This window comes from Serratia proteamaculans (genome assembly GCF_004684015.1).
Taxonomy (GTDB): Bacteria; Pseudomonadota; Gammaproteobacteria; order Enterobacterales; family Enterobacteriaceae; genus Serratia; species Serratia proteamaculans_F.
In genome coordinates, this window is record NZ_SRIA01000013.1 from 122,385 (window position 1) to 144,701 (window position 22,317).

The window sequence follows — 22,317 nt, forward strand, 5'->3', positions numbered from 1 at the left end:
TTTGAAACAAATAGAAAACATTTACGCAAACTTGTATACAACATTGCAGCTTTTTTCACCTAGCGTGCATTGCTTGATTTGTGATCTGAGTGGGTGAAAAGCGAGCGAAAATATCGAGGGGGCATGAAGAGCGGAGGGAAGAACCCCGTGACGGTTGCCACGGGGTGAAGCACGAATTACCAGCCTTTAACCGCGTCGCCCTTGTAGATTTCAGCGGCGCTGGCGGCGACCTCATCGGTCTGGTAGGCCTTGACCAGGTTTTTCACGTTCGCGTTGTTTTGGTTATCCACCCGACTGGCGAAAATATTGACATACGGCGAGTGCTTGTCTTCGACAAACAATCCGTCTCTGCCTGGTGTCAGCCCAATTTGGCTGGAGTAGTTGGTGTTGATAATCGCCAGGGCGATTTGTTTGTCATCCAGCGCACGCGGTAACTGTGGTGCCTCAATCTCAACGATTTTCAACTTCTTCGGGTTGCTGACGATATCCAATGAGGTCGGCAGCAGCCCGACGCCGTCCTTCAGCCCGATCAGTCCCTGTTTTTGCAACAGCAGCAGTGAACGGCCAAGGTTGGTTGGATCGTTCGGTACCGCGACCTGTGCGCCGTCGGGCAATTGGCTGAGGGAAGAGATCTTTTTCGAGTAACCGGCAATCGGGTAAACAAAGGTGTTGCCCACCGCCACCAGTTTGTAGCCACGCTCCTGAATCTGCTTGTCCAGATAAGGCTTGTGCTGGAAGGCATTGATATCCAGATCGCCGTTATTCAGCGCTTCGTTGGGCAGTACGTAATCAGTGAATGTCACCACTTCCACATCCAAATCGTATTTTTGTTTGGCAACTTTTTGCACCACCGCCCACAAAGACTGATCGATACCGGCACTGATACCGACTTTGATGTGGTGGTTGTCTTGCGCGGTCGGGCCGCAGGCGGTCAACAGCAGGGTGCCGGTCACGGCCAGCGTGGCGGCGAGTTTTTTCAGTGTAAATGTCATTTCCCAGAGTCCTTGTCAAAATAGCCTGCTGGTTATTGCAGGCTCAATAGTGGCTGTGACTATAGATAATCCTCTGGATAAAATAAAATACTGATTAACTATGATTAATAGCGATTTGCTATGAGCAGACGAGGGGGAAGGCATGGGGTTGTCGGTACGGCAGGATTTGCCCTGTTTGTGCCCTGGTATTCAGTTTGTTTTGACGCAGGATCCGCCTGCTTATTATGATGGCGCAAAGCCCGACAGGGGCGCGAACAGCCAAAGGAAAAGAAAATGCAATTTAACATCTGGCGCAAGACGCTGCTGCCATTGGTGGTTTTGACTTGCGTAGCTGCGACTCAGGTGCAGGCGGCGGATACGGTGGTGGAGCCTATTCCTAAAACGCTGCTGGGTAACTGGCATGTCAGCAAGATCTTGCCGACGCAAACCGTCGGTTGCTGGGACGAGCAACAGGCCAAAGGCCTGATCGGCGGAAAAATCAGTTACAAGGCCGATGGTTTCAGCTGGAATGGCACCGAGTTGAAAAATGAAGGCGCGACGATCAGTACGGTAGAAGCGCAGGAGTTTGTCGAGGACAACTCCGGCAGCAGTTCTTATATCGACTTCCCGATGCTGGGCATCAGCACACCAGCGGTAGAACGGGTGATGATCCAGCATGCCGATACGCAGATCAAAGACATTACCGATCAGGGCACCGACGGCGTACCGGGAGACAACGTATTACTCAAAGACGCCAACACGCTGATCCTGTCGGTATGTAACGTTTGGTTTGAAGCGCAACGCGTGCGTTGATATCCCGGTGGCGCTCGCTATTGCACGCGAGCGCTGCCTGCAGTAATCTCGCCGTGCAAATAACATTTTTATTTTCTTCTGCTCGTTTTAATTTTCAATAATAATTCAAATACTCATTAATTCAGTGAATGTCTGAAGGTTTAATTGTTGCTGATTTAATCTAATCGGTTATTTATCTGGAAGCTTGCACGCTTTAATTGATAGACCAATGCTATTACAGCTATAGGCAATGGCTGTGGGAATTATTGATTGCCGTCAAAAATATTATCTACCCCCTGTTTAATATTATTTTACGACGGTTATTCGGTCGGCAATGTCTCATAAGGAAAGTGAAATGAAAAAGGTCACCCGTATTGCGGCGATTTCCATTGCAGCTGTTGCGTTGGTTTATTTCGGCTTGGCCGGCTATGTCTGGCATCTCGATACCCAGCGTATTCAGAATGGCTCGGTACTGCGTTCCACCGTGGAACAGAACAATCAGGTGCTTGGGTTGCTGAGGGAAAAGGGCTGCGACTATTGCCATACCCCGTCGGCTTCGCTTCCGTTCTACGCCTCTTTTCCCATCGCCAAACAGTTGATGGAATACGATATTCGTCTGGGTTACTCCTCCTTCAATCTGGAACCCGTGCGCAGCGCCCTGATTAAAGATAGGCCGCAGGCGCAAAGCGACCTGAATAAAATTGAGTGGGTAATGCAACACCAAACCATGCCACCCACCCGCTATGTGGCTTTGCACTGGGCTGGGCAGATCAATCCCGATGAAAGGAAAATTCTACTTGCCTGGATAGCGCAGCAACGTGCGCGTTATTACGCCAGTGCCGATACCGCAGAGCCACATCGTAATGAGCCCGTTCAACCGATCCCCAAAACATTGCCGGTTGATGGGCGAAAGGTGGCATTGGGTTTTCGGCTTTATCACGATCCTCGCCTTTCCGGGGATAACACTATTTCCTGTGCTCATTGTCATTCGTTGAATACAGGTGGGGTAGATGGAAGAAAAACCTCCATCGGAGTTGGCGGCGCGGTGGGGCCGATTAACGCACCAACGGTGTTTAACTCGGTGTTCAATAGCGAACAATTCTGGGATGGTCGAGCGCCGACGCTACAGGCCCAGGCGGGTGGCCCGCCATTAAATTCGATCGAAATGGCTTCCAAATCCTGGGATGACATTATCGATAAACTCGACAAAGATCCGCTGTTGACTCGCGATTTTGCTGCGGTCTATCCACAAGGGTTTAGCGGTGAAAATATTACCGATGCCATTGCCGAATTTGAAAAAACCTTAATCACCCCAAATGCCCCATTCGATAACTGGCTGCGCGGTGATGATAATGCCATGACGATGCAGCAAAAGCGTGGCTATCAATTGTTTAAGAACAATAAGTGCGCCACTTGCCATGCCGGGATCATTTTGGGCGGGCGCTCCTTTGAGCCTTTGGGGCTGAAGCGTGATTTTAATTTTGGCGAAATCACCGCAGCAGATATAGGGCGTATGAATGTCACCAGCGAAGGGCGTGACAGGCTGCGCCAGAAGGTGCCAGGGTTGCGCAATGTGGCTCAAACCGCGCCTTATTTTCATCGTGGTGATGTCGCTACGCTGGATCAGGCGGTCAAACTGATGCTGCGCTATCAGGTGGGTAACGAACTGCCACAGCAGGATGTCGATGATATTGTCGCCTTCCTCGAAAGCCTGAACGGAGTCTATACCCCGTATCGGCAGAATGCACAATAAGAACAATCTCTTTTCATCTGGCCCCGGTAACGGGGCTATTCCAGCCTGATATCCCCGTCCGGCCCCCTCGTTTCTGAACTAAAATTAAGGGTAACGATATAACGCTAATGTTATAGCGGAAGCAGGGGTCTCTACTGAATCGATGACAGGAGGCGCTATGTGTTACCAACATATTGTGATCGCCACCGACCTGAGTGATGACGGTAAACGGCTGGTGGAAAAAGGCGCGCGCCTGGCCGCTGCGCTGCAGGCTAAACTTTCCCTGATCTACGTGGATATTTACTACGATACTTATCATGCCGCGATTGGTTTCTCGGAGAAGAGTTACGATGGGGGTTCTTTTGAAGACAAGATCAAAAAAGAGCTGGAGCCGCTGACCCAAAACGTGAATTATCCGATCAGCGAGGTGATTATTGGGCGCGGTGATTTCACCGAGCAATTGCAAAATGCGGTGGTGGATAAAAGCATCGATCTGGTGATCTTCGGCCACCACCACGATCTGTGGAACAAGCTGTTTTCTTCAACCCAGCATGCGATTAACCAGTTGAATGTTGACGTGCTGGTGATCCCGATTAAATCCTGATGGGGGCGCAACCCTGCCAGTTGAACGGCCTGGCAGGGTAACGGCGAGATTACTGAGTGAAGAAATCGTTATACAGCATGTAGAGATGCGCCGCGCTCCAGGAGAAATTCGGTGCGCCCTGTTGCATACCGGTCAGCGGGTTATAGTTTTCGCGGATCGGCCCGTCGGTGACCAGACCGTCGGCATGGTTGAAGAAGGCCTGTGCCATGGCGACAGCATCGGCACGATAGCCGTAACTTTCCATTCCTTTCAGCCCGAAATACAACTGATCTACCCATACCCGCCCGCGCCAGTAAATATCCGCACCAAACGCCGGATTGGTGAGCGCGGCCGTGCCGAGTGGGACGTAGGTATTGAACTCATGGGTATCTTTCATCACCTTCACCACTGCATCGGCATGTTGCTGGCTGGCGGCACCATTAAACAGCGGTGACCAGCCTTCCGGCCCTTTGCCACGCTCGACGATAGGCTTGCCGGCACAGCCGTTGGGCAGCGGTTTATCTTCAATGCGAATGTCATAGAAGAAGCCACTGGCTTGGTCGAACATGCAGGTATTGATGTAATCCGCCAGTTTACCGGCTTTGTCACGGAACGCCGCGGCATCGGCGTTGTGCCCCAGAATATCGGCCATTTCGGCCAGATATTTATTGTCGCTGTACATGTAACTGGCCTGGTCCACCGATTCTTGCAGCAGGGAATAGCCGAGCAAGGTGCCGTCCGGCGCGCGGTTTTCAGCGAACTTCACCTGCCAGTCCTGGCGTTTGCCGCCCTTTGCCAGGTAGCGAGCCAGTTGATCCGGGTCGATAAAACCAAAGGCGGCGGCATCATCACGGCCTGACTCCCACGAAGCGGCAACCTGGGCTGGAATTTCGATGCTGTCGTAGCGCCCGGCAGCGACCACCCGATCATAGTTGTTTAGCCCGGCGAGCGTTTTCTCCTGCTGCCCGCGCTTCACGGTGAATAACATCCGGCCATCCGGCGTATTGTGCGCCTTATCCCGTGTCGCGCCATATTCCGGTACGCCGTTGCCGTTATGGTCACGGTTACGCAGCCACCAGTTGTGATAAGCGACCAATTTAGGGTACATTTCGGCCAGCCACTGCTTATCGCCGGTGGTGTTATACACCTCCATCACCGCCCAGGCCGCCAGGCTGGGTTTGGTATTGCGTTCATTCCAGTTGCTGCCGTCACCGCCGCGCTCCGGGCTGGGGTTGTAGGCGATCAAATCGGGGATAAAGCCGGCATCCCAGGGGCGCAGGGGGTCATCCGGCTGGATTTGGAAGGCGAACACCGCGCGGATATTATCCTTGGCGACGTCAGGATTAAAATGCGCCATGGCGTAAGCCTGTTTCCAGGTATCCCAGGGCCAGGTCTGGTTGCCGGAGAACCAGCGCCCGGTCACCGAAGGCGTTACCGAGTCAAACTTCATCGCCCCAGCCGCGCCGCGCCAGTTGCCATTGAGGGTTTCTATCGCCTTCATTGCCACGCGTTCCTGTGCCTGGGTGGCATGTGGGTTGCTAAGTCCTTTGCTGAGGTAGTTTTCCCAACGCTGTTCGGAAGCGGTCATATACTGCTGCGGGTTGGCAAGGATAGCGGCAATCTTGGTCTGTTCCTGCTGCACTTCAGCAGCGGTGAGCAGGTGAGAGTAGGTGGTGTAGAAGGTGGTCGAGCCAGAAACATGGGCTTTGGCGGTGAACTGATGGCCGTTCACTGTAGTTTGCTGCGGCAGCGACTTATGAATTTGATATTCGGACTGGCCGGAGGTCATCAGTTGCGAGGCCGCGCGCACTTTACCAAAGGTGACCCGCAGGCCGTCCGTGGTCGGCAAAATCTGCCGCGTATAACCTGGGAACGCCTGCTCGATGGTCTGAGGTGACTGGGGCTTTTGTTCTTTGGCGTAGTATTTCTCCAGCAATGCGCCATCCCACACCAGATCCAGTGGGGTATCGGTGACGATTTGGGTTTCCAGCAGCGAGGTGCGCGCGCTAGCGAAACGCAGCGTCAGTTTGACCTGGATCCCCGGTGCGCTGAGTTGCTGGATAAGCGCCCCCGGAATGCTGTAGGCCGTCATACTGAAGTTTACTTTCTCGCCGTTTTTATACAGGCTCAGCCGGTCAAAGTTATCGGCCATAAAATTGATGTATTCTTCGGTGAGCAGTGCCGGGCCGGGGAAGCCGCCGATACCTTCCGGGCCGTCCGGCAGCAAGTGGCCATGCCAGGCACCCAGATCAAAGAACGGGTTAAAACGCTGGTGTTCATCAAAATCGTAATCGAGCATGTAGTGTGGTGCGCCGCTGCGATCGATCACGTTTTTATAGGCGTCGGCCCGCAGGGCGTTCTCATTCGCCGGATGAGAAGCGCAGCCTGATAGTGCCAGAGTGATAGCCACGGCCAGAGGCGGCAGTTTATTCATCATATTCATTATGTTTGCCTTATTCGTTACCAATAAAAATACTGCATCAGAAACACCGAATTGCTGGCATCGGTGCTGTCGTTGGTCATATAGAATTTACTGTCCAGCGCGGTGGCGAATTTGCCGCCGGCATACTCGTACCAGATACCGGCCTGCGCGTAAGACGTGGCGGTGTCCGGCGCATTGTCCAGCCGGTGGCGGGCGTAGCTGTAGGCGGTCGAGAAGTACAGCCCTTTGGTGGCTTCAACCATGGCGCTTAACATCAGGCCCGACTCGGTGCCCGGGTGTCTGCCGTCTCCTTTACCGGTGTGGTGCCAGACGCGGCCGGCCAGATTTTTGCCTTTTAGCCCCAACAGATACAGTTGACCCATGCCGTCGGTGATTTCCAGGCCGTTTAATAACGTCAGCTCGGGTTGCAGATCGTATTGGGTATAGCCGTTGACCATGGCGCGGTAAGTGTACTTGTCCGAGTAGCGGTCATATTTGCCGAAGTGCAGTAACGCCTTGCTCTCGTCGATGCGGCTTTCCGGTGCGGCGGTGACGCTGTAGCGGAACTTCCCGGTCAGATTCTGCAGCTTGGCGGCATAGGAGAGATCCCGGGTGTTGGGGATCACATAGCCATATTCCGGGGTAAAGTCGGCCCACCATTGCAGATCGTCCAGCGAGGAGTCATTACGCACGCTGAGCATCATTTCGGTGCCGTCATCGGTGCGATAGCCGCCGTAAAAACGGTTGATGCCACCTTCAAATCCACCCCAACTGTGGTCTGGCACCCAGGCATTGCCCTGGCTATCCGCCTGCACCGTCCAGCCTTCGCCGTAGATCAGGCCGAACCAGTGGCCATGTTTGATCTCCAGCCCGCCTTCGATGTAGGTACCGTCGCTGTATTTGTGTTGGTGTTCACCGTTGAGATAGACGCTGCCACCTATGCCCAGCTCACCGTAAAAGCGCAGGGCGGTAGCGGCGGAGGTTGTCAGTTCGGGGGGCGGCAGTACGTTATGTTCCGCCGGCACCACGGACTCCTGTGCCGACAGTTTCAACGGTAAAATCAGCAGTAAAGCGGGTAAAAATTTATTATTTGCTATTATTTTCATTTGGACACGCATCTGTTTTGGGCTAGTGGATGATTAGCACGGCATAACACCGGCCAATTCAATCCATTAACACCAAGTGGGTCGACCCCGTTTCCCTGGGAGGAGGTAAAAAACCGTCTAAAGTAGAACGGTAAAGCGGCAGTTATATTAGTAAAATATTTAGTAAAAAATATCGCAAAATCAGTAAATCGTTAACTTGATCACAAAGGGTGAAATCGGTATCTTCGCCACTATGCAGTGCGAAGAGTCTGAAACCGCCGCGCAGGGCGCGATAAGGATGTTTCTGACGGGTAAAAAGGGGGGATGGCGAATCTGGGCGTATACCTTGCTGAGCTGTCCCGGTAAGCTAGTGTTTTGTCTATCCATTGAGACTCTATGGCCACACTGAAGGAAATCGCAGAAGCTGCGAACGTGTCTGTCGCTACCGTTTCGCGAGTGCTGAATGACGACCCCACTCTGAGCGTGAAGGCGCAAACCCGGCAGAAAATTCTGGAAGCTGCGGAGCGTCTCGAATACAAAGTCCAGCCTTCAAAACGTCACAGCGGGCATCGGCTGACGTTTGCCGCGCTATTCACCTACAAGCAGGGCATCGAAATTAACGATCCTTACTATCTGGCGATGCGCTATGGCATTGAAACCCAATGTGAAAAGCTGGGTATTTCGCTGGTGGCCTGCTATGACTTCAACGGTGAAAAAACGTTGCCTGCGGCGGAGGGTCTGCTGGTTATCGGTCGACCACAGCCGGGGTTGCACCAGCAGCTGAGCCAACAAAAAGTGCCGGTGGTATTCCTTGACGGTGTGGTTGAAGACCCGCAGTTCGACTGCGTCAATGTTGATTTGTACAAGATCAGCCAGAAGGTGATCGACTATTTCATTGGCCGGGGTTATTCGCGTATTGGGTTTATCGGCGGGCGTGACGATCCAGCCTTTGCTGACCAGCGCGAGCAGGCCTTTGTCGAGTATGGTCGGCTGAAAAACGTGGTACAGCCCCAGGATATTTACACCGGTGATTTCAGCAGCCAGGCGGGTTACCAGTGTGCCAGACAAATGCTCGAGCGTGCCGCCGATTATCCTCCGGCGCTGTTGGTGGCGACCGACTCTATTGCCATCGGCGTATTGCGTGCCTTGCACGAAAAGGGCATCCAGGTCCCTGGGCAGATTGCGCTGATCAGCGTGAACGACATTCCCACCGCACGCTTTATTTTCCCTGCCTTATCAACGATTCGCATTCCTTCCGAAACCATGGGTGCCCAGGCCGTCAACCTGTTGATGGAACGCATTCGTGACGAGCGAACCATTCCTTTATCAATCTTCGTCCCCAGTTCGCTCCAGTTGCGCGACACCACGCTCGCCTGATTAATTTTCCCTGTGCGGCACGCCGATGGCTGCGGCACAGGGACGCCCGCCAGAGTAAAAATTAACGTCATGATTAAAAGAGATATTTAATATTTTTTGTGATCCCGTCGGCATTGGGTAAATATGATCTGTAATTTTTACTAAAAGTTTACTATCGTTCTCCCATTGAAGGATGTCGGGAGACGTGACGTGAATAATTGGGAAAACATAGAAAAGCAGTCGGAGAATCGCTTACCGGCGCGGGCGAGTTTCTTCAGCTACGCGGATGCCAGGCAGGCGCTGAGTTTTGATCGCAACGCCAGCCTGGGCTTCCAGTTGCTCAGCGGGCGCTGGCAATTTCGCTACTTCGAACACCCGGACCTGGTCCCTTCGGCCTTCTACAGCCAGCCGATGGCAGAATGGGGCGAAATCACCGTGCCGGGCATGTGGCAGATGGAAGGGCACGGTCAACTGCAATATACCGACGAAGGCTATCCCTTCCCGATTGACGTGCCTTATGTGCCGACCAACAATCCTACCGGAGCCTATCAACGCCATTTCACCCTCGGTGATGAATGGGCAGGCCAACAGGTCATCATCAAGTTCGACGGCGTGGAAACCTATTTCGAGGTTTACCTCAACGGCCATTACGTCGGCTTCAGTAAAGGCAGCCGACTGGCTGCCGAGTTTGATCTCAGCGATTATCTGCAAGTGGGGGATAACCTGCTGTCGGTTCGCGTGATGCAGTGGGCCGATTCCACCTATATCGAAGATCAGGACATGTGGTGGATGGCCGGTATTTTCCGCGATGTTTATCTGATTGGGCAGCAGCGGACGCATATTCATGACCTCACTGTGATAACCACCTTCGACGAGCAGTATTGCGATGCGTTGCTGGCGATAGAAGTCGGGTTACAGCATCTGGGGCAAGGCGTGGCTGGCGGTTATCGTCTGCAGGCGCAGCTCTTTGACGGTGAAGCCTGCGTCGGTGAGCAGTGGGCGAACGAACTCAGCATTGGAGCGGGTGCCACCTGCCGGTTTGAGATCCCGGTCAGCCAGCCCAGGCAGTGGAATGCGGAAAATCCCTATCTGTATCAATTGTTACTCAGCCTGCACGACGCTGATGGCAACCTGTTGTCGGTAGTGCCGCAACGGGTCGGGTTCCGTGAAATCAGCGTGCGCGACGGCTTATTCTACGTTAATGGGCGCTACCTGAAACTGCACGGCGTTAATCGTCATGACCACGACCACCGCAAAGGTCGGGCGGTTGACATGGCGCGGGTTGAGCGTGACATCGTGCTGATGAAACAGCACAACATCAACTCGGTACGTACTGCCCATTACCCGAACGATCCGCGTTTTTACGAGCTGTGCGATATCTACGGCCTGTTTGTGATGGCGGAAACCGATCTGGAAAGTCACGGGTTTGCCAACGTCGGGGATATCAGCCGTATCACCGATGATCCGCGCTGGGAAAACGCCTACGTCGAACGCATTGAGCGCCACGTGAAGGCGCAGAAAAACCACCCCTCAATCATCATCTGGTCACTGGGCAACGAGTCCGGTTATGGCTGCAACATTCGCGCCATGGCCAAACGCTGTAAGGCGCTCGATGCCACCCGACTGGTGCATTACGAAGAAGACCGGGATGCGGAAGTGGTCGATGTGATCAGCACCATGTATTCCCGCGTGGCGATGATGAATGCGTTCGGTGAATATCCTCACCCCAAACCCCGCATTCTGTGTGAATACGCTCATGCGATGGGGAACGGGCCGGGCGGGCTGTTCGAATATCAATCGGTGTTTAACCGCCATGCCAGCCTGCAGGGACATTACATTTGGGAATGGTGCGATCACGGTTTGCTCAGCCATGACCCGCAGGGGCGTGAACGTTATCAGTACGGCGGCGATTACGGCGATTACCCGAATAACTATAACTTCTGCATGGATGGCCTGATCTATCCGGATCAGCGTCCTGGCCCTGGCCTGCGTGAATACAAACAGGTGCTGTGTCCGGTCGAGGTGAGCGGCGCGGCTGAGAAGCAGCCGGTATTGTTGGTCAAAAACCGCTATTGGTTTAGCTCGCTGGCCGATATTACGCTGAAGATCAGTGTTAAGGCTGCCGGTCGGCAGCTGGCCGCTTATGACATCAAGCTACCGCACCTGCAACCGGGCGAGTCTGAAGAGGTTCATCTGCCGGCATTGGCGTTGGGCGCGGAAGAAACCTTTATCGATGTCGAGGTGTATAAAGACAGCGCCACCCGTTACAGCGAAAGCGGAGATCTGCTGGGGCAGTATCAACATCTGTTACAGCCCGCCACCGCGTTACTGACTCCACCACCGGCCTGCGAGCGTGTATCTGCGCTGCAATGCGCTGATGAAAATCATCAAATGATTGTCAGCGGCGATAACTTCAGCCTGACCTTCTCGCGCCTGAGTGGTGAACTGCAGTCGTGGAAAGTGGCTGGGGATGAGGTGGTGGGCCGTGCACCGCACCTGACCTTCTTCAAACCGGTGATCGACAACCATAAGCAGGAGTATGAGGGCATTTGGTTGCCGAACCATCTGCAGATCATGCAGCAGCATTTCCGCAGCCTGCACTGGGAACGGCAGGGGGATGACGTGGTGATTGAAGTCTGCACCCTGATTGCCCCGCCGGTATTTGATTTTGGCATGCGTTGCCGTTACCGCTGGCAAATATCGCCGCAGGGCCACGTCAGCCTGGATCTGTCTGGCGCGCCTTACGGCGATTTCCAGCAGGTCATTCCGAAGATTGGCCTGGATTTCGGCCTCAGCCGCCGCTTTGAACAGGTGGAATACTACGGCCGCGGGCCGGGAGAAAACTATCAGGATAGCTGCCAGGCCAACCTTATCGGCCACTATCGGCAGCGGGTTGGCGAGCTGTTTGAGCACTATCCGTTCCCGCAGGATAACGGTAACCGGCAAGAGGTGCGTTGGTTGAGTCTGCAAGACGCCAATGGCCACGGGCTCTTTATCCAGCCGCGGCGCCCGATCAACTTCAGCCTGTGGCCTTACAGTGCCGAGATGTTGCATCAGGCGCAGCATATTAACGAGCTGCAAGAAAGCGACTACCTGACCTTAAACCTCGACGATCAAATTTTGGGGCTGGGTTCCAACTCCTGGGGTTCGGAAGTATTGGACTCCTATCGGGTTTATCTGTCGCCGTTCAGTTACGGCTTTACGCTGGTGCCGTTTAATCGGCAGGAAACCGAGGGGGCCAGGCTCGCCGGCTATCGTTTTGCACCGGCCAATAATAACGCTCAGTCAGAAGAGGCGAACTCATGATTATTGTCGAGTCATTAGCGGAGTTTCAGCTTATTTACCGCGCCGGGAAAAAATGGCAACGCTGTATGGAAGCCATCAATAATATTGAACGCATCGAGCCCGATGTTTTTTATTCGGTTGGCGACTCGCTGGTTTATCGGCTGGCATCCGGCCCGGGCCAACAGCACGGTTGGCTGGAGGGGAATCGCCGCTATTTTGATCTGCACTATTACCTTGCTGGCCAGGAAACTATTGAGATTGCCGACAAGCGTGACCTGACCCCGGTGGTGGCCTATCAGGATGAAACCGACCGCGAGTTTTTCAGCGGGCAGGGCGAGCCACACCGGGTGGAGCAAGGCAACGTGGTTATTTTTGAGAATCACCAGGCGTATCGTTTTAAAGAAAGTCACCAGGTAAAAAAAGTCATTTTAAAAGTGACGGTAGAAGACAGCTATTTCCTTAATAAATAGCGGAAGTTTTTAATTCCAATATAAAGACCCCCTAAATAATTGGAGTTGCAACATCGTAGGGGCGCTGCATGCTGCGCCCGCATTCATCGGGGCGAATTTATTCGCCCCCTACAAGGTGATTATGGTGATCAACCACAACCAACACCGGTGCAGCTTCAAGTATGACGGGTATACCCTACAAAATTTCGGAGAGTGTCTATGGCTGTGTCGAATAGAAATACTATCGGCAAGTTCGGCCTGCTGGCGATGACGTTCGCGGCAGTGTTCAGTTTTAACAACGTAATAAACAATAATATTCAGCTTGGCATTGCCTCCGCCCCGGTATTCCTGGTGGCGACCATTATCTATTTTATTCCGTTTTGCCTGATCATTGCCGAGTTCGTTTCGTTAAATAAAAACTCCGAGGCCGGGGTATACGCCTGGGTAAAAAGCGCCCTGGGCGGCCGTTGGGCGTTTATGACCGCCTATACCTATTGGTTCGTGAACCTGTTCTTCTTTACCGCGCTGTTGCCGAGGGTCATCGCTTACGCTTCCTACGCGTTTTTGGGCTATGACTACGTCTTTACACCGTTAACCACCGCGATCATCAGTATCTTCCTGTTCGCCTTCTCGACCTATATCTCCAACAGCGGTGCCAAGTTGTTGGGCCCAATGACCTCGGTCACTTCTTCGTTGATGCTGTTGCTGACGTTCTCCTACATCATCCTGGCCGGTGCGGCGGTGATTGGCGGTATCGAACCGGCCAACCCAATTACGGTGGAAGCCATCACCCCCAACTTTAACTGGGCCTTCCTCGGTATCACCGCATGGATTTTCCAGGCGGCGGGCGGGGCCGAGTCGGTGGCAGTGTATGTCAATGACGTGAAGGGCGGCAGCCGCTCGTTTGTGAAAGTGATCATCCTTTCCGGGCTGGTGATCGGCGTGCTGTATTCGGTGTCTTCTTTGCTGCTCAACGTGTTCGTAAGCCGCGCCGATTTGCACTTTACCGGTGGGACGGTACAGGTGTTTGAAGGGCTGTCGGCGCACTTTGGCCTACCGGCGGTGCTGATGAACCGTTTCGTTGGCCTGATTTCCTTTACCGCCATGTTTGGCTCATTGCTGATGTGGACCGCCGCACCAGTAAAAATCTTCTTCACCGAGATCCCCAAAGGCATCTTTGGCGAGAAAACCATCCGCCTGAACAAGCACGGCGTGCCCACCCGCGCGGCCTGGTTACAGTTCTTTATCGTCATCCCACTGATGCTGATCCCGACGCTGGGCTCTGATAGCGTGCAGGATTTGATGAATACGCTGATTAATATGACCGCCGCCGCCTCGATGCTGCCGCCGCTGTTCATCATGCTGGCCTACCTGAACCTGCGTTTGAAGTACGACCGGGTACAGCGTGACTTCAAGATGGGCTCCCGGCTGCAGGGCATCGCGATTGTCAGCACGCTGATCGTTATTTTTGCCGTGGGTTTTGTCGCCTCAACCTTTCCGACCGGTGCCAGCATTATGACCATTGTGTTTTATAACGTTGGCGGCCTGGTGATCTTCCTCGGTTATGCCTGGTGGAAGTACAACCGATACTCGAAGACCCTGGATGCGCAGGCCCGTTATGACGAGGACACGCCGTTAGCCAGAATCGAGCTGGAAGCGCAGGATGGCAAAAAGAATCTCGCTGGCGATCTGAGTTGCACCCCCTTGTAATCCATTATCGATAAAGCTCGCCCCTCGGCGCCCGCTGAGGGGTTTTAAATGGCGGCTCGGATAAGCGCCACTCTCATTCCTCCGATAAACTTGCGCATCAGGGTCGGGCGTCCGCACGGGGGATTTATTGGGTCAACAGATAGTGGGACTGTACCAGGCCGGAAGGGAAGCTTCGGCTGGACAGTAATTTGAAATCGGCATCTTGAGGCATCGCACCGAACAACGTTCTTCCTGAACCCAATAGCACTGGCACCGTGGTGATTACCATATCGGTGACCAGGTTTTCACGCAGGAAAGACTGTATCAGTTGCCCGCCATCGAGATAGACCCGACGGATGCTCTGTTCATCCAATTGTTCAATCAGGTGCTTTGGTGTGAGGTCGGAGAATTGTACTTTACCCTTCAGGGGCAGGGGAACTGGCTCATTGACCAGCTGTTTGGACAGTACCACGACGGGCAGGTCATAAGGCCAGGAGTCAAAGCTGAGAACTTTTTCATAAGTCCCTCGGCCCATCACGATCATGTCTTTATCAGCGATAAAGGCGTCGAAACCATGGTCTTCGCTTGGATCATCGCGTTGCAATAGCCACTCGATGTCGCCATCTCGCCGCGCGATATAACCATCCAGACTGGTAGCGATAAAAACGTGTATCGTGACCATTGAAGGTTCCTTATTTATAAGCTGTAAAATTATTGTCCTGGAGGGCAGCAAAATCAACAACACGCGTTAAAACAAAAAATCCACGCCTTGGCGCTGAGGGATCCCCATAAATCAGCGCTAATAAACCAACACCATATTTCGGTAGGTTTTGGCGAGATGCTTCAGAATGGTGCTCAGCGCCATTCGATATAAAATTAGCGGAGAATGTCGAAGGACATTCTCCGCTAATGTCAGAATTTATGGAGCGGGGCTAAAGCTTCACGGAAGAACTTCTGAGATACTTGGCGAGCAGGCATAGAGGTGATCTCATTGAATTGTTGGAACAATCAGTAGATCACAAAACTCTATGCCTGTCTTTTTTCACCCGCCCATTACTGGGGATTCCCCAGTAATGGGCGGGGATTTCAGAGTTTGCTGCAGAAGACGAGGTTTAGACGTTAAACCATACTTACTTGTTTAAGTCGATGATATATATAGTTAATATTAATTTAATATAGCCATATACTCACGACTGTACTCATTTGATGTGATGCATCATTGGTACCCTGAACTATTTTACGAATACGTGTAATGAAGTCTTGTAGTACGTGATTAGCTCACTTCTTCATCTTTCCTGATGCTCTAACGTGAAAAAAGCGTCAAAGAGGCATTTTTCATTGGTACAATAGGACAACTTGTCTCTGGCTTCGGCCAAACTCCATTTGTCATCTCTGATCGCCATATCAGAGACGTAAAAGTTATCAGGAATCATATGTTAACAGGTAAGCTACGCAACCAGGTCGATGAGATCTGGACCTCCTTCTGGACCGGCGGAATCGCTAATCCCACTTCGGTTATCGAACAATTCACCTATCTGCTGTTTATCCGCCGTCTGGATGAGCTTGAGATGCAGCGTGAGAATCAGGCGTTGTTGCGTAGCAGCTGTCTGCAAAACGCGCTCTTTCCGCCTGACAAACAGCACTACCGCTGGAACAAATTCAAGAACATTGACCCTGAGGAAATGTTTGAGCTTGTAAAGGACAAAGTTTTCCCGTTTATCAAGACTATCCACGGTCAGCAAAGCGCATTCGCTCGCCACATGAAAGACGCCATCTTCATGATCCCCAGCGCCCCAATGCTGGATAAAGTGGTTAACTTGATCGACAAGCTGGAAATGGACGATCGTGATACAAAAGGCGATCTCTACGAATACATGTTGAGCAAGTTGGGATCAGCAGGGACCAACGGCCAGTTCCGTACCCCGCGTCATATCATCAAAATGATGGTGAATATGACCGAGCCAAAACTTGGTGGCGACAGCAGCGATGTGATTTGTGACCCGGCTTCCGGCACCTGTGGCTTCCTGATGGCCGCGGAAGAATATGTGCGCACACACCATAAAACCGCGTTAATGAAGCCAGAAAACAGCGCTCATTTCCATAATGTGATGTTCAATGCTTACGATTTTGATCAGTCGATGCTGCGCATTGGCGCCATGAACATGATGCAGCATGGCGTGGATAACCCTGTAGTTGAATACCGCGATAGCCTGATGGATTACGGCGAAGACAACATCAAAGACAAATTCACCCTGATCCTGGCTAACCCGCCGTTTAAGGGCAGCGTGGCCTACGATGAATTGTCGCCAGATTTGCTGACCGCACTGGGCAAATCGCCGAAAAAAGCCGAAAAGAAAGTCGTTAAGACAGAAGACGGCGAAGAGAAGAAGAAAAAAGACCCAACCGAGAAAACCGAGCTGTTGTTCCTGGCGCTGATCCTGCGCATGCTGCAGCCAGGTGGTCGCGCAGCCGTAATTGTGCCGGACGGTGTATTGTTTGGTTCGACAAAATCGCACCGTGAAATTCGTAAGACCTTGGTGGAAAAGCATAAGCTGGATGCGGTTGTTTCCCTGCCTTCTGGCGTGTTTAAACCTTACGCAGGTGTTTCAACAGCCATTCTGTTCTTCACCAAAACCAACAGCGGCGGGACGGATGATGTGTGGTTTTATGATATGCAAGCCGACGGTTTCTCGCTGGATGATAAACGTACACCGCTGATTAAAGACCAGCCGCTAACCACTGAAGCAGATACCGTTGATGAACAGGCTGCAGAAGGTGTTCAGGCTCCTTCAGAATTACCTAACCACAAATTGAGCAATATCCCTGATGTGTTGTGGCGTTGGCAAAATGCGCATAAAGAGATCGGACGTAAGCGCACCGATCAAAGCTTCTTTGTCCCAAAAAGTGAGATCGTGGAGAAAGAGTACGATCTCAGCATCAACCGTTATAAAGAGACGCTGTATGAGGAAGTTAAGTACGAATCTCCAGCGGTGATTTTGCAGCGAATTAAAGAACTGCAAAAGGCGATGGAACAAGGGATTGCTGATTTGGAGAAAATGCTGTGAATTGGTCGATGGTGAAGTTGGGTGAGGTCCTTACATTTATAAGAGGAATCACTTTCAAGCCTGAAGAAAAGATAGATGCGTCTCATCCTGATGCTGTTATTTGTATGAGGACGAAAAACATTCAGGATGAACTGGACGAATCAGATTTAATTGCTGTTCCAAAGGCTCTTGTTAAAAGAGAAGAACTCTTTCTTAAACATGGTGATATCTTAATATCTAGTGCCAACAGTTGGAACTTAGTAGGTAAAGTCGTGCAGGTACCAAAACTTGATTACCAGTCCACTGCTGGAGGGTTCATTTCTATATTGAGACCTGTTTTGGATAAAGTGCTGCCAGATTATTTATATTTATTTATTAATTCAGAGCAGGTTCAGCATGATATTCGATTGCTTGGAAAACAAACAACCAACATTTCAAATTTGGATCGTAAACGATTTCTTGAGCTGGAAATTCCGTTACCACCCGTTTCAATTCAAAAGCGAATAGCTGAAATACTTATGCAGTGCGGGGATTTACGTAAGCAATCTATTCAAATTAGCTCAGAACTCAACGCGCTGGCGCAAGCTGTCTATGAATCTAATGTGGGAATATCTGCAAAAGAACATTCTAATTGGAGCAGTTACACCATTTCAGATCTTTGCGATACAAGCAAAAGCAGCATGCGTACAGGCCCATTTGGCAGTGATTTAAAACATTCAGAATTTGTCTCTTCTGGTGTTGCCGTAATCGGTATTGACAATGCAGTTTCAAATGAATTTCGTTGGGTTGAGCGGCGTTTCATAACAAAGCAAAAATATGAGAAATTAAAAAGATATACTGTTCATCCTCATGATGTAATCATTACCATTATGGGGACAACTGGCCGGGTTGCTGTGATTCCTGCTGATATACCTCTTGCAATTTCCACCAAGCACTTGGCGGTTTTAACACTTGATAAAAATAAGGCTAATCCTCATTTTATAGCTGATACTCTTAAATGGAATTCTCATGTCATAGAGCAAATTAAGAGAAGTAATAAGGGGGCTATCATGGATGGGTTAAATCTGGGGACAATAAAATCACTGGCCGTTGTGCTTCCTCCAAAAGAAATACAAGATGAATATGTTCTAAAAGCGAAAGCTATTCAGGACAGAATTGCAGAAACAAAAGAACTGAGTTTGACTCTTGAATTACAGTTCAACGCCCTAATGCAACGCGCCTTCTCCGGAAAACTGGACCTCAAAAAAGTGGCCTGATAAGTAAGGATACCCGATGTCGAATTTTGCTTTCTTAAGTGAGTGGTCAGAAATTCAGCTAAATGCTCAGCAGGCGGAGAAAATGCTGAACAGCGATCCCCGTACCTGTTGTTTTTACAGTCGTTACACGCTGGAGCGAGCTGTTCACTGGATGTATGAATTCGACAGGGGATTACTGAAACCTAAGTATGATACCAGCCTTAACACGTTAATAAACCAGCCTGATTTTCGCGATTTGGTGGGGACCAGCGTTTTCCCTAAGATTAAAGCGATCCAGAAATCAGGTAATAATGCAGTGCACAGTTCTGCGAAAGTGAGTGCCGCTGTCGCCACGCAAACCCTGAAAGAGTTGCACCACGTTCTTTACTGGCTCTATCGTACCTATACCGCCCATCAGCCCGCCAGCAATCATGTGTTTGATCTTAAAAATGTCCCGCAAACGGTTCATGTTGATGCCGAACTGATTACCCGCAGCGCGCAAAAGCTCAAAGAGTTACAACAGCAACTTGAAGAACGGGATAGTCAGCAGGAGCGTGAAGAGGAAAAACGCGAGCGGGAAAATGCCACCCTACGCCAGGAGCTGGAACAACTTAAAGCGAGAGTTGCTGAGCGTAAGCTGCAAAACGTTGAAGTTAAGGACAGTCATAATTACAACGAAGCTGAAACCCGTCACTTTATTATCGACCAATACCTAAAAGAGATGGGGTGGCTACTGGAGGACAGTCGCGATCGCGAATATCCGGTCGCAGGAATGCCTCTTTCCAGCCAAAATCCGCAGGGAAATGGTTTTGTTGATTATGTTCTCTGGGGAGAAGACGGCAAGCCGCTGGCGGTTGTTGAGGCTAAACGTACTACAGTGGACGTTCAGCAGGGGAAGCGTCAGGCTGAACTTTATGCTGATTGCCTGCAGCAGGACTCCCGGTTTGAGGGCCGCCGCCCGTTAATCTATTTCACCAATGGCTATGAGATCTTCTTCTGGGACGATCTGAACTATGTGCCGCGTAAAGTGCAGGGTTTTTTATCCAGAGATGAAATGCAGCGTCTGATCGATCGTCGCGAGTTGGCACAAAATCTGAATAATGTCGAGATCGACACGAGTATTGCTGGTCATAAACGCCCCTATCAACAGCAGGCTATTCGGGCTGTGTGTGAACAATTTGACCAGCAGCGTCGGCGCAAAGCGCTGTTAGTGATGGCTACTGGGACAGGGAAAACCCGAACGATTATCGGCCTGCTGGACCTCTTGATGCGCGCAGGTTGGGTAAAGAACGCATTATTTCTCGCTGATCGTAATGCACTGGTGACCCAGGCTAAAAAGGAGTTCTCAAAGCTGTTGCCGAAATGCTCACCGGAGATTCTGAGTGGGGCAACCAGTACATTGAAAGGACGACTGTATCTGTCAACTTACCCCACTATGATGAACTTGCTTAGCGCACCGGCGGACAGTCGCTTGTTCGGCGTCGGGCATTTTGACCTGGTGATTGTCGATGAAGCTCATCGCTCGGTTTATAAGAAATACGGCTATATCTTCGACTATTTTGATTCCCTGTTAGTGGGCCTGACCGCAACACCGAAAGCCGATCTTGATAAAAATACCTATGACGTCTTTCAGTTACCTGACGATGACCCGACCTTTGCTTATGAACTACAGGAAGCCATCGATGATGGTTACCTCGTTCCACCGCGCGACGTCCGTGTTGAGCTGGGCTTTGTACGACAGGGGATTAAATACAGTGAATTAAGCAAAGATGAGCAGGAAGAGTGGGAAAGCAGTGAAGAGTTGGCCGAGCGGGATGAGGTGCTGCCTTCTGAAATTAACGAATTCTTATTTAATAAACCCACGGTTACTGCGGCCCTCAAAACACTAATGGAAAGAGGGATTAAAGTTGCAGGCGGCGACAGATTGGCGAAGACGATTATTTTTGCAGCAAATAATCGTCATGCACAGTTTATCAATGAGGTGTTCGATGACAATTTCCCAAAATTTAAAGGGAAATTTGCTCGCACGGTAACCTATAAAGAAAAATATGCCGAAAGCCTTATTGAAGAATTTAAAGGCGAACGAGACCCTGTTGATCCCAATACGCCTATGACGCTGGCTATTTCTGTCGATATGCTTGATACCGGCGTGGATGTCCCTGAAGTTTCCAATCTGATGTTTTTTAAGGTTGTTAAGTCTAAGGTGAAGTTCATGCAAATGCTGGGGCGTGGTACCCGACTGTGCGAGAAATTATTCGGCCCCGTGACCCCGGATGATGACAAAATAGAATTTAAAGTATTCGACATCTGCCAGAATTTTGAGTATTTCGAAATGAATCCGCAGGGAGCCGCAGATTCTGCTGGTAAGTCGCTGTCACAGTCGTTATTTGAGAATCGCTTGATGCTGGCTCAGGTGCTAAAAGGCCACGAGGAAAGCGGTAACTATGGCGGGACCCTCAGGCAATATTTGCTGACAATGCTTCACCATCGTGTTGCTGGTATGAGCCTGGATAATTTTATTGTCCGTCCTAACCGTAAGCTGGTTGAGAAGTACCAGAAAGCCTTGATTTGGCAGGATTTGACGGATGAACATCTTGGCGAATTGATTAGTCAAATATCCCGGCTACCAAGTGCAGCGGAACCGCTTGATGAAAAGGAGCGGGAAGAAGAGTTGGCGTTGCGTTTCGATCAGTTAATTTTGACGATGCAGCTGGCTTTGCTTGAACGTAGAGGCGTTAGCGATACTCAGCAGGACAAATTGCTACAGATTGCCCAGAAGCTGAAAAGTAAGGCCAGCATTCCTCTGGTTGAAGTGCAAATCGAATGGCTCGAGTATGTGCTGAGTAAACACTTCTGGCAGGAACTTTCCCTTGAAGATCTGGAGAAGACTCGCCTGCGTTTGCGTTTGTTGCTCCGGTTTGTCGATAAAGATAGCACGGGTGTGGTCTACACCAATTTTCAGGATGAGCTCCTCTCTGTGCATGAGAGTGAATCACCCTACACCTTTACCTATGGCGATGCGTTAACGCTGTACAGGAAACGTGTTGAATCCTGGGTGAGGGAACACCAGCATGACCTCACTATCCAGAGGCTGCGTCGTGGGCAACATATTACTAAACTTGATCTTGAACTACTGGATCACAAGCTGTTTGAAGCGAGCGGTATCGAGAATACCGAGACTTACCAACAAACAATTCATCCCGATAAGCCTTTGGGCATTTTTATACGTGAACTTGTTGGGCTTGATCGCCATGCGGCCAAAGCCGCGTTTGCCGATTATCTCGATGAGACTCGTTTTGATAGTCAGCAGATTCATTTCGTCAACACTATCATAGAATGGTTGACGGAAAACGGTACGATGAGTCCGGAACGACTGGCCCAGCCTCCATTCACCGATGAGCATTTTGAGGGAGTATTTGGAATATTTGATGTTCCAACAGCGATGGTGTTACGCGACAGACTCATCAGCATTGAACATAGTGCAGTTGGCCAAATTTAGTAAACCAATACACACCTTGTTCGTGGCACTGGTGTTATTTGTTTGTTGTCCGATCAGCGTTAACTATTAGGTTGTCTGTCATGCCTGTTTTTGGTTATTCTTTTATTAAGAGCGTACGGACACATATGGACTAAAAGCGTCATGGTGAATTATTGATGCAACTGTGAAGTGCATA

The 22,317-nt window shown here is 51.0% G+C and carries 14 protein-coding genes; 10 read left to right on the top strand and 4 right to left on the bottom strand.

The annotated features are described in order from the left end of the window. Nucleotides 1-176 precede the first annotated feature (176 nt). Nucleotides 177-992: a MetQ/NlpA family lipoprotein gene (locus tag E5C26_RS09930; RefSeq protein WP_135316143.1), complete on the bottom strand. Its 816-nt coding sequence runs from the start codon at nt 990-992 to the stop codon at nt 177-179. Nucleotides 993-1,265: 273 nt separating this feature from the next. Here E5C26_RS09930 and E5C26_RS09935 point away from each other — a divergent pair, with 273 nt between their 5' ends. The 3 genes from E5C26_RS09935 to E5C26_RS09945 all read left to right on the top strand — a co-directional run bounded on the left by E5C26_RS09935 (nt 1,266) and on the right by E5C26_RS09945 (nt 4,099). Then, entirely contained in the window at nt 1,266-1,784 is a 519-nt protein-coding gene (locus E5C26_RS09935) for a hypothetical protein (RefSeq protein ID WP_135316144.1), read from the top strand. 334 nt (nt 1,785-2,118) lie between these two features. Next, nucleotides 2,119-3,516, top strand: a complete 1,398-nt coding sequence (locus E5C26_RS09940) for a cytochrome-c peroxidase (RefSeq protein WP_135316145.1) — start codon at nt 2,119-2,121, stop codon at nt 3,514-3,516. A 157-nt stretch (nt 3,517-3,673) separates the two neighbouring features. Further along, the gene (locus tag E5C26_RS09945) at nt 3,674-4,099 is read left to right on the top strand and encodes a universal stress protein (RefSeq protein WP_135316146.1); all 426 of its coding nucleotides are present in this window, start codon (nt 3,674-3,676) and stop codon (nt 4,097-4,099) included. Between the two features lie 49 nt (nt 4,100-4,148). On the opposite strand, the gene ygjK is transcribed toward E5C26_RS09945, so the two are convergent. After that, nucleotides 4,149-6,521: an alpha-glucosidase gene (gene ygjK / locus E5C26_RS09950; protein ID WP_135316147.1), complete on the bottom strand. Its 2,373-nt coding sequence runs from the start codon at nt 6,519-6,521 to the stop codon at nt 4,149-4,151. 17 nt (nt 6,522-6,538) lie between these two features. Further along, the gene (ygjJ, locus tag E5C26_RS09955) at nt 6,539-7,606 is read right to left on the bottom strand and encodes a protein YgjJ (protein ID WP_135316148.1); all 1,068 of its coding nucleotides are present in this window, start codon (nt 7,604-7,606) and stop codon (nt 6,539-6,541) included. Nucleotides 7,607-7,981: 375 nt separating this feature from the next. Between ygjJ and ebgR the strand changes: the two genes are divergently transcribed. The 4 genes from ebgR to E5C26_RS09975 all read left to right on the top strand — a co-directional run bounded on the left by ebgR (nt 7,982) and on the right by E5C26_RS09975 (nt 14,385). After that, nucleotides 7,982-8,962 carry a transcriptional regulator EbgR gene (gene ebgR / locus E5C26_RS09960; protein WP_135316149.1) on the top strand — a complete coding sequence of 327 codons (981 nt, stop codon included), beginning with the start codon at nt 7,982-7,984 and terminating at the stop codon, nt 8,960-8,962. Between the two features lie 189 nt (nt 8,963-9,151). Further along, entirely contained in the window at nt 9,152-12,247 is a 3,096-nt protein-coding gene (ebgA, locus tag E5C26_RS09965; protein WP_135316150.1) for a beta-galactosidase subunit alpha, read from the top strand. Then, on the top strand, nt 12,244-12,696 hold the full coding sequence (locus tag E5C26_RS09970) for a beta-galactosidase subunit beta (protein ID WP_135316151.1): 453 nt from the start codon (nt 12,244-12,246) through the stop codon (nt 12,694-12,696). The genes ebgA and E5C26_RS09970 overlap by 4 nt, the downstream gene beginning before the upstream one ends. Nucleotides 12,697-12,894: 198 nt before the next feature. Then, on the top strand, nt 12,895-14,385 hold the full coding sequence (locus E5C26_RS09975; protein ID WP_135316152.1) for an amino acid permease: 1,491 nt from the start codon (nt 12,895-12,897) through the stop codon (nt 14,383-14,385). A 124-nt stretch (nt 14,386-14,509) separates the two neighbouring features. Here the strand turns inward: E5C26_RS09975 and E5C26_RS09980 are convergent, their stop codons facing one another. Further along, nucleotides 14,510-15,046, bottom strand: coding sequence for a dihydrofolate reductase family protein (locus tag E5C26_RS09980; protein WP_135316153.1), 537 nt, complete (start codon nt 15,044-15,046; stop codon nt 14,510-14,512). A gap of 751 nt (nt 15,047-15,797) precedes the next feature. Between E5C26_RS09980 and E5C26_RS09985 the strand changes: the two genes are divergently transcribed. The 3 genes from E5C26_RS09985 to E5C26_RS09995 are packed head-to-tail and all read left to right on the top strand — an operon-like array spanning nt 15,798 to nt 22,142. Then, nucleotides 15,798-17,429: a type I restriction-modification system subunit M gene (locus E5C26_RS09985; protein ID WP_135316154.1), complete on the top strand. Its 1,632-nt coding sequence runs from the start codon at nt 15,798-15,800 to the stop codon at nt 17,427-17,429. After that, the gene (locus E5C26_RS09990; protein WP_135316155.1) at nt 17,426-18,664 is read left to right on the top strand and encodes a restriction endonuclease subunit S; all 1,239 of its coding nucleotides are present in this window, start codon (nt 17,426-17,428) and stop codon (nt 18,662-18,664) included. The genes E5C26_RS09985 and E5C26_RS09990 overlap by 4 nt, the downstream gene beginning before the upstream one ends. 16 nt (nt 18,665-18,680) lie before the next feature. Further along, a complete protein-coding gene (locus tag E5C26_RS09995; protein ID WP_135316156.1) occupies nt 18,681-22,142 on the top strand; it encodes a DEAD/DEAH box helicase family protein in 3,462 nt (1,153 codons plus the stop codon). The last annotated feature ends 175 nt before the right edge of the window (nt 22,143-22,317 follow it).